Source organism: Bacteroides timonensis (assembly GCF_000513195.1).
Classification (GTDB): Bacteria; Bacteroidota; Bacteroidia; order Bacteroidales; family Bacteroidaceae; genus Bacteroides; species Bacteroides timonensis.
The window spans coordinates 1-12156 of the sequence record NZ_CBVI010000148.1 but is presented as its reverse complement, the minus strand read 5'-3'; the positions used below and the strand labels follow the sequence as shown (position 1 = coordinate 12156).

Sequence of the window (12156 nt, the reverse complement as noted above, 5' to 3'; positions counted from 1 at the left end):
AAGTTGCAGCTAAAAGGGCTACACCATTTGCCCGAAAGGATGTAGCCATGTGTCCCAAATGGTGTAGCCATACGCTTAAAAGGGTGTAGCCCTACCGGATAAAAGGTTATTTTCCCCGAAATATGAGCGTAAGTTTCCTCTGAAAAAGGTTTTATCCGCTACTTTCCGGTATATTCCGTTCGTTTTCAGAAAGTCTATTTGATTGAAAATTCACCTTAAACAAACATTTTAAACCTTTTATAGGAGTATTGCCATGCAATATTCTTCTTATATTCCGCATACGCTTTCTATTTGCATTTTCCTGATAAGGATTCCTTGCATTCTTTTTCATCAAGCGTCGCACGGATGGAGAAATTTCAATCCAGACATCATTATCTCATATCTCCGCACAAAACGATAACTGACAAATAAATTCAGCTAATGGAAGTAAATTTGAAGAACAAACAAGCTCCGTATCACTTCATAAGTTTCGCAAGCCTTCGGCAAGCTCAGGATGACGGGATAGTACAGGTTATCATTTAATTCGTTTCCGGGCGGTTTTGAATGAAGTGATGATTTATTTTTTAGACGCGGATGACACGGATGACGCAGATTTTTTATTTATTGATGTGACAGCGCAGCCTTTAAATCCGTGTCATCCGTGTCATCTGCGTCTAAGAGATTGAATACATAGGCTAAAATCATTTACCTCATTTCTTTCCCTACTGGATTAAAATCAACTCCTGATTCGCATTACTAATAAAAAAATATAATGGGAAAAGAATCATTCGATAATACAATGGTAGCAAGACTGCTGTCGTCCGCCAAGCAACGGGCAGGCCAGCTCATCTTACAAACAATCAGCCGTGTCCTCGTAAGGTGAACGAATTTCACCTTACGAGGACACGGCTGATTCTACGACCTCCGGTGATATACTTGTAGGAGTATCATTCACCAGTGCCGCATAGAGTTCGTGGATAGACCAATATCCGCCCTTCGTCCCGGTCTGGATAATTTTGAAATGTGTTGCCGTCTCTTCCGGGAAACCGATAATCAGTACGGAAGTGCCGTTTTTCCCTTCGGCTACAAGCTTCCAGTCAGCGCTAGCGCCATTCTTCACATACAGTTCGTAACCGTATCGGCGGATAAGGCTTTATATGATCCGGATCCTGGAGGCAGGATATTAATACGATACCCTGCCTCTCTAAAAATATATGAATGAAAGATTTATTCTTCGTCCATCAAGATTTCCAGAATCTGACAAGCAGCTTTGGCAACCGGAGTACCGGGACCAAAGATAGCAGCTACACCGGCTTTATACAAGAAATCATAGTCCTGTGCAGGAATTACCCCACCTGCAATTACGATGATATCCTCACGACCCAGTTTCTTCAGTTCGTCGATGATCTGCGGAACCAATGTCTTGTGTCCGGCAGCCAATGAAGATACGCCCACTACGTGAACGTCGTTTTCAACAGCTTCGCGGGCAGCTTCGGCAGGGGTCTGGAACAACGGTCCCATATCCACGTCGAAACCACAGTCGGCATATCCGGTCGCAACTACTTTAGCGCCACGGTCGTGACCGTCCTGACCCATTTTGGCAATCATAATACGGGGCTGACGTCCCTCTTTCTTCGCAAACTTCTCGGCCAATTCGCAAGCACGCTTGAAGTCGCTGTCATTCTTACTTTCTGATGAATACACGCCTGATATAGTTCTGATTACTGCTTTATAACGTCCTACAATCTTTTCGCAAGCATAAGAGATTTCTCCCAATGTAGCGCGAACACGGGCAGCTTCTACTGCCAGTTCCAGCAAATTGCCTTCCTTGGTTTCCACGCATTTGGTAATAGCTTCCAATGCTTTCTGTACTTCAGCCTCATTTCTTCCTTCTTTCAAGCGTTTCAGGTTTTCAATCTGTTCCAGACGAACAGCCGTATTGTCGATTTCGAGGATATCAATCGGAGCTTCTTTCTCCAGACGATATTTATTCACACCAACGATAGTCTGAGAACCGGAGTCGATACGAGCCTGTGTACGTGCAGCAGCTTCTTCGATACGCATCTTAGGAATACCGGTTTCGATAGCCTTTGCCATACCACCCAGTTTTTCTACTTCCTGAATAAGTTCCCAAGCCTTGTGAGCCAGTTCGTTTGTCAGAGACTCTACATAATAAGAACCTCCCCATGGGTCAACGTTCTTGCAGATATAAGTTTCTTCCTGAATATAAATCTGAGTGTTACGTGCGATACGGGCAGAGAAGTCTGTCGGCAATGCGATAGCCTCATCAAGAGCATTGGTATGCAGAGACTGGGTATGTCCCAAAGCTGCAGCCATAGCCTCGATACAAGTACGGCCTACATTATTGAACGGATCCTGTTCAGTCAACGACCAACCGGAAGTCTGGGAGTGCGTACGCAAAGCCAGTGATTTCGGATTCTTCGGATTGAACTGTTTCACGATCTTTGCCCAAAGCATACGGGCCGCACGCATCTTGGCTATTTCCATGAAGTGATTGGTACCGATAGCCCAGAAGAATGACAAACGCGGAGCGAAAGCATCGATATCTATGCCTGCGGCAACACCGGCACGAAGGTATTCAAGACCGTCGGCCAACGTATAAGCCAACTCAATGTCTGCCGTAGCACCGGCCTCCTGCATATGGTAACCGGAGATAGAAATAGAGTTAAACTTCGGCATTTTCTGAGAAGTATATTCGAAAATATCGGATATAATCTTCATAGAGAATGCAGGCGGATAAATATAGGTATTACGCACCATGAATTCTTTCAGGATGTCATTCTGGATAGTACCTGCCATTTCTTCCAATTTAGCACCTTGTTCCAGACCGGCATTAATATAGAATGCCAGAATTGGAAGGACAGCACCATTCATAGTCATGGACACAGACATCTTGTTCAAAGGAATACCGTCAAAAAGAACCTTCATATTCTCCAGTGAGCAGATAGATACACCGGCCTTGCCCACATCACCTACCACACGTTCATGGTCAGGGTCGTAGCCGCGATGTGTAGCCAAGTCGAAGGCTACAGACAAACCTTTCTGTCCGGAAGCCAGATTACGACGGTAGAATGCATTTGATTCTTCAGCAGTAGAGAATCCGGCATACTGACGGATAGTCCAAGGGCGCAGCGTGTACATCACTGAGTACGGACCGCGCAGATAAGGAGGCAGACCGGCAGCATAGCCCAAATGTTCCATGCCTTCCAGGTCTTCTTTTGTATAAACAGGCTTCACTTCAATGTGTTCCGGCGTTTTCCAATCCGCATGGATGCCGTTAGCCTTTTGCCACTCAGCACCGTTAGCGGGCTTGAATGCGGCATATATATCTAAGTTTTTAAAATCTTTTCTCATCGTTATATGAAATTAAGAATGAAGAATGAAGAATGAAGAATTACCATGCGGCGTTATAGCGCAGCCAAATTCTTCATTCTTAATTCTTAATTCTTCATTAATATCTTATTGTATTCTCTCAGCGTTTCCAGTACGTTGACACGAACATGGATGAAGTTCTCGATACCGGCAGCTTTCAGCTCGTCCATGCAAGCAGGAGCACCGGCAACAATAAACATAGCACGACCATTCAGAGCCTTGAAAGCCGGAACAGCGTATTCTGCATATTCATCATCACTGGAACAAAGCACCACGATATCAGCCTTAGCAGCCATCGCAGCTTCCACACCTGCTTCTACAGTCGGGAAGCCCAAGTTATCAACAACCTCATATCCGGCACAAGCCAGGAAGTTACAAGAGTACTGAGCACGTGCCTGACGCATAGCCAGATTACCGATAGTCAGCATAAAGGCTTTCGGACGCTTGCCTGAAGCTTCTGTTTCGAGGCGTAATGCTTCGAATTCACTGGCAGCACGGTCAAAGTTGAGTGTAGCCACATCTTTTCCACAAGTATCATGACCACCACAGCAGCAAGTAGCTTCCAACGGTTTCTTCTCGCCTGCCTTCTCATTAAAGTTCGGGAACTGATTCGTGCCCAGCAATACTTCGCGACGTTGAGCAACAGCTTTATGACGAGCCTTGTTACTTTCGTTCACAGCTGCCTGCACCGTACCTGTTTTTACAGCAGCATAAAAGCCACCTTCCTCTTCAACAGCCAGGAAAAGTTCCCAAGCTTGTTTAGCAATGGATACAGTCAGATTTTCAATATAGTAAGAACCGGCAGCAGGGTCAATCACTTTATCGAAGTGAGACTCCTCTTTCAGCAATAATTGCTGGTTGCGTGCCATACGTTCCGAAAATTCATTCGGAGCATCGTAAGTCTTATCGAACGGAGTTACCGTCATTGAATCCACACCTGCCAGTGCAGCACTCATAGCCTCTGTCTGCGTACGCAACAGGTTTACATGAGCATCAAATAAAGTAAGGTTGAACGTAGAAGTCTCAGCATGTATGTGCATTTTGGCAGCACATTGAGCATCGGCATCATAAGAAGCTACGATGTTTGCCCACAACATACGGGCAGCACGGAACTTAGCAATCTCAAGGAAGTAATTAGAACTGATACCAAAGTTGAATTTAATCTTCTTAGCAACAAGAGCAGCAGGCACTCCTGCTTCTGTCAGTTGATTCATATATTCATTACCCCAGGCAAGAGCATAGCCCAGTTCCTGAGAAATGTATGCTCCGGCATTGTTCAGCGTCAGAGCCGTTACATTCAGTACACGGTATTCCGGCAGAGCAGCAGTTGCTTCAATCAGAGCTTTGGCTGTTTGCACCATATCGCCCTTTTCTTTGCCTTTTGCCAGCATCTTGTCGAAGAAATCATAACCGATGGAACCCTGCAACTTCGCCAAGTCATAACCTTTCTTCTGGAAGTAAGCCACCAAAAGTTCTGCAAGCCCTACCACATGTCCCTGACAAGTATAGAAATTCAGCTCTACACACTCAGCGCAGATTCCTTCGAGCAATGTTTCGATGTATTCGGCATTGAGTTCTTTTGCCTTAACACGGAAAGCCAGTGAATCGATACCTTTATTCAGGATATCCAGTGCTTTTGCATTGGCTTCCTTAGGGCATTCCACTTTAATTTCCTGGCGAACAAGCCACTCGTTGTTGTCTTTCTTGGTGCCTCTGAGATAAGGGAATTCACCGGGAAGTGCATCCGTCGTTTTCAGTCCTTCGAGGTCTTCCATGCGATAGAAAGGTTTTACCTTGAATCCTTCGTTTGTTTTCCAAACGAGTTTCTTCTCAAAATCAGCGCCTTTCAGGTCAGCTGTTACTTTGTCCATCCACTGTTCGGTGGTGGCGGGTGCAAAGTCTGAGAAGAGTTTTTCTTTACTGTCTGCCATAGTTTATTTTAATTAAAAAGATAATTAAGTAATCTCTTCACTTACCTATTTGTCGAAAAATAGGACTTGCAAATATACTCAATAAGTTATAATAACAAGGATTTTTAAGTAAAATTCGCATGGAGTTTGACATTCTGAAAGGATAGTGTTCAATTCCTCCGAAACCGGACTGTACCCTCAAAGCAACTAAAATAAAAACTCCCGGAAACCCTTTGCCAGCTCCCTTTTAATGCCTACCTTTGCGCGAAATTTCAATGAGTAAATAAAAAAGGTAAACAAAAGTAACTATGGATTGGTTAGAGAGTTTGTTATGGGACCCTGCCTCCGTCGCCCATATCGTATGCTTGTATGCATTCGTAATATCTGTCGGCGTGCTTTTGGGCAAGATCAAGATTTTCGGGATATCACTTGGAGTCACATTTGTGCTTTTTGCAGGTATCCTGATGGGACATTTCGGCTTTACGGGTGAGACACATATCCTGCATTTCATCCGCGAATTCGGATTAATTCTGTTTGTATTCTGTATCGGTCTGCAAGTAGGACCGTCGTTCTTCTCTTCATTTAAGAAAGGAGGCATGACACTGAATATGCTTGCAGTAGGTATTGTAGTACTGAATATTGCAGTAGCTTTAGGCATTTACTTCATCGACGGAGGAATCGACCTCCCCATGATGGTAGGTATCCTTTACGGTGCAGTCACCAATACTCCGGGTTTGGGTGCCGCACAGGAAGCATTGAACCAACTGAACTACACAGGTGACCCCATCGCATTGGGATATGCCTGCGCTTATCCGCTCGGTGTTGTCGGTATCATCGGTTCTATTATCGCTATCCGCTACATCTGCCGGGTGAACCTGAAAAAGGAAGAAGACGAACTCTCTACACAGACTTCTGATATGAAACACATGCCGCACATGTTGCATCTGGAAGTTCGTAATGAATCTATCGACGGAAAGAAGCTCCTCCAGATCAAAGAGTTTATGGGACGTCCTTTTGTATGTTCACGCATACGCCACGAGGGACATGTCAGCATCCCAAACCAAGATACGGAATTTCATATCGGAGACCAGGTATTCATCGTATGTTCCGAGGAAGATGCCGAAGCGGTAATCGCTTTCATCGGTAAAGAAATTCAAGTGGACTGGGAAAAACAAGATATGCCAATGGTTTCACGCCGTATATTGGTGACCAAGTCCGAAATCAACGGTAAGAAATTGGGTAGCCTGCATTTCCGTAGCATGTATGGAGTGAATGTAACCCGTATCAACCGTTCCGGTATGGATTTGTTTGCCGATCCGAACCTGATATTGCAGGTAGGTGACCGTGTTATGGTCGTGGGTCAGCAAGATGCTGTAGAACGGGTTGCCGGTGTATTGGGCAACCAGTTGAAGCGCCTGGACACACCGAACATTGTGACTATCTTCGTGGGTATCTTCCTGGGTATTCTGCTGGGTAGTCTTCCTATCGCTTTCCCGGGTATACCTACTCCGGTAAGACTCGGTTTGGCAGGTGGTCCGTTGGTGGTTGCTATTCTTATCGGACGGTTCGGACATAAGTTGAAACTAGTGACTTATACAACCATGAGTGCCAACCTGATGCTGCGCGAGATCGGTATTGTGCTTTTCCTTGCCAGTGTAGGTATCGAGGCCGGTGAGCACTTTGTACAAACCGTAGTAGAAGGTTCCGGATTATCATACGTAGGTTATGGCTTCCTGATCACCGTAATTCCTTTACTGATTATCGGTATGATTGCCCGCTTCTATTGTAAAGTGAACTACTTCACTTTAATGGGATTGATTGCAGGTAGTAATACAGACCCTCCAGCATTGGCGTATGCCAACCAGGCATCCGGTAATGACGCTCCGGCAGTAGGCTATTCTACGGTTTATCCGCTGACAATGTTCCTGCGTATTCTAGCGGGACAAATGATATTGTTGACAATGATGTAATGCAAGCTGTATTTAAGCAAAAGAGAGGTCATGTTCGCATGACCTCTCTTTTTTATTTCATCGATTATAAATAATAATTCCGCTTCACTTGATTTTGAGTCTCACAAACTCCTCCACAAAATCTATTGTCTTCTCAATTCCCAGCACCGAAGAATCAATGCAGAGATGATAAGTTGCCGCAGCTCCCCATGTCTTGTAACTATAATAATTGTAATACTCCGAACGTTTTTTATCTGCCTTACTCATCATATTTTCCGCCTCTTCTTCCGAAATGTGATGCATAGCGCAAAGACGGGCAACACGCGCCTCATGCGAGGCAGAAATAAAGATATTGGCGCAACGGGGATGCTCCCGAAGAATATAATCGGCACAACGGCCTACAAAAAGACAAGACTTCTCAGAGGCCAGCTGACGGATCACATCACTCTGCACTTTGAAAAGCGCGTCATTACTAAGACAATTCTGGGTAGGTAAGGCACCATCTCCCACAAAAGGGAAACGCATACCGAAAAGTCCGCCGATGATTCCCTGCGAAGCACGCTCATCAGCTTTCTCAAAAAATTCACGACAGAGGCCACTCTCCTTGGAAGCCAGAGTTATCAACTCCTTATCATAGAAATCAATGCCCAAGCGGGCTGCCAACTTCTCCCCTATCTCCTTTCCGCCGCTTCCCAATTGGCGACCGATGTTCACAACGAATTTCTTATTCATAGCTTCAATCTAAATATTGGTTTACTGATAGCAAAAGTAAGGATTTATAGGAAAGAAACAAAAAAAGTCACACGTTTTTCACCTTATCCTTCCGCTCTCTTGAATTTACGGAACTGCCTTACCAACATTACCAGTGCTACCAAGCTGGCAAGTAAATCGGAGAATGGCATACTATACCACACACCTGCCGCACCAAAGAAATGGGGTAGGATTATCAATGCCGGAAGCAGGAAAAGCATCTGGCGCGTAAGAGAAAGGAAAATAGCCTTACTCGCCATTCCGATACTCTGGAAAAAGTTGGATGTCACCATCTGGAAACCTATAATGGGGAAAAACATCACTACAATCCGCAAACCACGTGCCGAAATTGCTATCAGTTCTTCATCGGAAGTAAATATAGAAACCACCAGATCAGGCACAAGCATTCCCATCAGAAAACCGGAAGTTGTAACAACTGTAGCAAAGATGATTGTCAGTTTCAACACCCGGGAGACACGAGCGTATTGCTGGGCACCAAAGTTATATCCAGCAATGGGCTGCATACCCTGATTCAGTCCCATCACAATCATCACAAATATAAATACCAGTCGATTGACAATACCGAATGCGCCAATGGATAAATCTCCTCCATAGCGCTTCAGCCCTTGATTGATAACAATCACAATAAAACATGCCGCCAGGTTCATCAGGAAAGGGGACATACCGATAGCAAGCGAATCCATTACAATCTTACGACGCAAGCGGAAAATGCCGCGATGGAAGTGCAAGAGTTCATCTTTGTTACTGAATATCTTAAATTGCCACATCAGTGAAATGATTTGTGCAATGATAGTGGCAATAGCAGCTCCACGGATACCCCAGCCAAAACCATAGATGAATACAGGGTCGAGTATCGTATTAATGATTACCGTAGCAATTGTGGCATACATCGCCTTTTGCGGATGTCCGGAAGAGCGGAGCACGGCATTCAAACCCAGATAAAGGTGAGTGACCACATTACCAAGCAAAATGATCTGCATATATTCGCGGGCATACTTCACCGTCTCATCACTACCGCCGAAGAAGTAAAGGATGGGATCGAGAAATATCATCGTCACTACCGTAAATGCTAATCCCAGCACTATATTCAGGACAAGCACATTACCTAATATCCGCTGGGCCGTATCGTAGTCTTTCTGCCCTAACTTTACGGAAACCAGCGTAGAGGCCCCCACTCCCACCAACGAACCGAATGCTGCCGCAAGATTCATCAGAGGGAAAGTCAGCGCCAATCCCGAAATAGCCATTGTGCCTACTCCGTGACCGATAAAAATACTGTCCACCATATTATATAAAGAAGATGCCGTCATGGCGATAATTGCCGGCACTGCATATTGCATCAGTAGTTTTCCAATCTTTTCTGTTCCCAACGCTGTGGGCGCCTTTTGTCCTGTCATACCTATTTCCTTTTTTCAGGGCGCAAAGGTACTGATTTTCCGGCAAGCAAACAAAAGAAGGTACAGTAAAACACAGGAAAAGATTATTATACAGCCAGTAAAACATAATCATGTAATAACATTGAAAAATTATTATCAAAAATATATCTTTTATTAAAATGTTTTAATACCTTTGCAATAACATTACTTTTTACGAAAATTTAAATAAAACACAAGTAGTTTTTATGAAAACACTTATTCAGGCAATTTTATTGCTATGTCTAATGACGTTCTGCGCGACAACATCGCTATCTGCCCAGCAGAGCAAAATCAGTGTAGCCTCATTCAATCGTATGGAAACAGACATCACCGCCAGAGTGACTGCTCCAAAAAAAGACCAGAATGGAGAGATTTGTGCATTAATACGCATTGTTACAAATGTAAAAGATTTAATGTTTGAACCTGATGCATTAGGTATTACAGCCCGCGAAAACAAGACAGGTGAAATCTGGATCTATGTGCCGCGCGGTGCCAGACGCATCTCTATATTGCACGATCAACTCGGAATATTAAGAAACTACTTCTATCCGGATATTATAGAAAAAGGCACTGTGTATGAAATAGTACTCAACACAGGTGACAAAGAGGATAAACCTGTGATAGAAAATAATATGCAATTCTTCATATTACGCCCTGAACCGGCAAATGCCAACGTATATATAGATGAAGAACAAGTGCCTATTGAAAATGGATTGTTTTCAGCAACAATGCCTAAAGGAGAACATACTTATAGGGTGGAAGCTCCCATGTATCAACCTGACGCGGGAGTAGTCACATTAGCAGATAACCAAGTTGTCAAAAGTGTAACGTTAAAGCCCAAATTCGGTTATATAGAAATCTTCTCTCTGCCTGAACAAGATGCTGATGTTTTTATTGACAGCGTTGCTGTAGGTAAAACTCCATATCGCAGTGACCGCATGAATACGAAAGAATATCGTATACGTATCAGCAAGGAGAAGTATTTCCCCATCGATACGGTGTTGAATGTCGTTCCCGGTGAGACTGTCCGCCCAACTTTCCACATGACTAGTACCATCAAGCCACGTGTACCTATGAACACACTGATTATGGCGCAAGTGGGATACAACCCTAATCAGACAACTGCAGGAGTAATGCTTGGCTTCGGAAAAAAGAAGAATGGATTCTATATAGGGTTCCGCAGCGATTTTGGTTCGGCCAAAGGTGACTTGGTTTGTGACGAAAACGGTGTTATAGAAGGTGAGACAGAAGCCCCGTTCTACAAGCCCGGTGTCAAACACCAATCACGCATGTCCGTCACCGGAGGATATTTCCGCCAACTCAGCAAACTATTTTATCTATATGTCGGAGCAGGTTATGGCACACGTACGCTATGCTATGAAACGGAAGAAGGAGAATCTGTAAAAGACAAAGACAAATCACCTTCGGGAGTAGCAGCGGAAGCCGGTATCTTTCTACGTTTCAACAAATTCCTGATTTCCGGTGGATATCACACCGTAAACGGCAAACACCATGAAGCGACCGCCGGCATTGGTCTTTTCTTCTAAATCTATTCAGCCAGAAACAACAAACAGAAAGATATCATGAAGAAATATTCCATATATACCTTATTAATCATAAGCTTGATAACCTCTTTTCTTGCCTGTGAAGAAGAAATGGTTCCACCTGCCTATGCCCCTACTCTTGCTATAGGACAAGCAACAGAAGCAACAAGATCAGGTGCTACACTGACAGGTAATGTCGTCAGAAATCCGGAAAGTCAAGTAACATTTGAAATCGGTTTCATGCTTTCGACTTCTCAAAGCATGGCTGAAGCACAAACCGTGGCAGCACAAGCCTCCACCGGAAACGAACACTACGCCGGACAGGCACAGGGGCTAACTCCCGGAACTGATTATTACTTTTGTCTCTATGCCAAAAGCGGCAAATCTGTTATCAAAAGTGAGGTACAACGTTTTCGGACCATAGAAGCCACAGCCCCCGTACTAAGCGAGACTCTCATGGAAAGTAAAGATGAACAAAGCGCCACATTCAACAGTAGTATTGTTGATGATGGAGGCTATGCGGCTTCTATCAAGGGATTCGCCTACAAAGTGTACGTGGAGGGGGAGGCCTCACCTACCGTCAATAACGACCTGACAGTACGCATACCGGAAGATGCGGAGACATTCGCAGCTACTGTAACCGAGTTACAGCCTAACACCACTTACATGGTTCGTGCATTCGCCACCAACCAAACCGGAACAGGTTATGGAGAACCTGTTACCGTCACCACCGATAAACTACGGATTCCATTACTCACCATCGAAGAGAACATCGGTCAACTGACGGGAAACAGTGCCAAACTGACCGCCAAGCTAACCGACGACCAAGGGTTCTCAATTACCGAACGGGGATTTTGCTGGAGTACGGAAAGCAGACAGCCGACTACAGAAGTAAAGGAAAACACACTGGTAGCTGAGGGGACCGCCATCGGCAGTTTCAGTGGAGTTATCTCAAACCTGACTCCCAAAACCCGTTATTATGTACGCGCGTTTGCCGTCAATGAAAAAGGAACGGGATATAGTAATGCCATCGAACTCACTACAGATGAGTTGCAGATGGCTTCGTTGACCCGGGTAACCGTAATAGACCTGACCACAACTTCCGTGACAATCACAGCGCAGATGGAAACTTCCGCCAATGCCACTGTTACAGAGAAAGGTATTTATTGGGGAAACAGCCCGGAACTTACTAACT

Annotated in this window: 8 protein-coding genes; 3 read left to right on the top strand and 5 right to left on the bottom strand. The window is 44.6% G+C overall.

Features of this window, described 5'->3' with window-relative positions; all coding sequences use genetic code 11:
- Positions 1-874: 874 nt before the first annotated feature.
- The 3 genes from BN161_RS25485 to mutA form a co-directional block, all read right to left on the bottom strand.
- Positions 875-1099 (bottom strand): hypothetical protein, encoded by a 225-nt coding sequence (locus tag BN161_RS25485; RefSeq protein WP_044271658.1) that lies wholly within the window; start codon positions 1097-1099, stop codon positions 875-877.
- A 107-nt stretch (positions 1100-1206) separates the two neighbouring features.
- Complete coding sequence (scpA, locus tag BN161_RS25480) at positions 1207-3354, bottom strand: methylmalonyl-CoA mutase (protein WP_044271655.1); 2148 nt, start codon at positions 3352-3354, stop codon at positions 1207-1209.
- 86 nt (positions 3355-3440) lie between these two features.
- Positions 3441-5303, bottom strand: coding sequence for a methylmalonyl-CoA mutase small subunit (mutA, locus tag BN161_RS25475; protein ID WP_044271653.1), 1863 nt, complete (start codon positions 5301-5303; stop codon positions 3441-3443).
- A gap of 287 nt (positions 5304-5590) precedes the next feature.
- Between mutA and BN161_RS25470 the strand changes: the two genes are divergently transcribed.
- A complete protein-coding gene (locus BN161_RS25470; RefSeq protein WP_044271651.1) occupies positions 5591-7252 on the top strand; it encodes a putative transporter in 1662 nt (553 codons plus the stop codon).
- Positions 7253-7336: 84 nt separating this feature from the next.
- Here BN161_RS25470 and BN161_RS25465 read toward each other — a convergent pair whose 3' ends face one another.
- Both BN161_RS25465 and BN161_RS25460 read right to left on the bottom strand, forming a co-directional pair.
- Complete coding sequence (locus tag BN161_RS25465; protein ID WP_007218950.1) at positions 7337-7963, bottom strand: cytidylate kinase-like family protein; 627 nt, start codon at positions 7961-7963, stop codon at positions 7337-7339.
- An 83-nt stretch (positions 7964-8046) separates the two neighbouring features.
- The gene (locus BN161_RS25460) at positions 8047-9399 is read right to left on the bottom strand and encodes an MATE family efflux transporter (RefSeq protein WP_044271649.1); all 1353 of its coding nucleotides are present in this window, start codon (positions 9397-9399) and stop codon (positions 8047-8049) included.
- Between the two features lie 263 nt (positions 9400-9662).
- Here BN161_RS25460 and BN161_RS25455 point away from each other — a divergent pair, with 263 nt between their 5' ends.
- The gene (locus BN161_RS25455) at positions 9663-10964 is read left to right on the top strand and encodes a PEGA domain-containing protein (RefSeq protein ID WP_244436625.1); all 1302 of its coding nucleotides are present in this window, start codon (positions 9663-9665) and stop codon (positions 10962-10964) included.
- Positions 10965-11000: 36 nt separating this feature from the next.
- Positions 11001-12156: fibronectin type III domain-containing protein (locus tag BN161_RS25450; protein ID WP_044271647.1), on the top strand; the 1156-nt coding region annotated here is incomplete at its 3' end.

Coding starts and splice junctions, on each gene's coding strand:
- scpA (WP_044271655.1), bottom strand. CDS start 3,354: ATGAGAAAAGATTTTAAAAACTTAGATATATATGCCGCATTCAAGCCC.
- mutA (WP_044271653.1), bottom strand. CDS start 5,303: ATGGCAGACAGTAAAGAAAAACTCTTCTCAGACTTTGCACCCGCCACC.
- BN161_RS25470 (WP_044271651.1), top strand. CDS start 5,591: ATGGATTGGTTAGAGAGTTTGTTATGGGACCCTGCCTCCGTCGCCCAT.
- BN161_RS25465 (WP_007218950.1), bottom strand. CDS start 7,963: ATGAATAAGAAATTCGTTGTGAACATCGGTCGCCAATTGGGAAGCGGC.
- BN161_RS25460 (WP_044271649.1), bottom strand. CDS start 9,399: ATGACAGGACAAAAGGCGCCCACAGCGTTGGGAACAGAAAAGATTGGA.
- BN161_RS25455 (WP_244436625.1), top strand. CDS start 9,663: ATGACGTTCTGCGCGACAACATCGCTATCTGCCCAGCAGAGCAAAATC.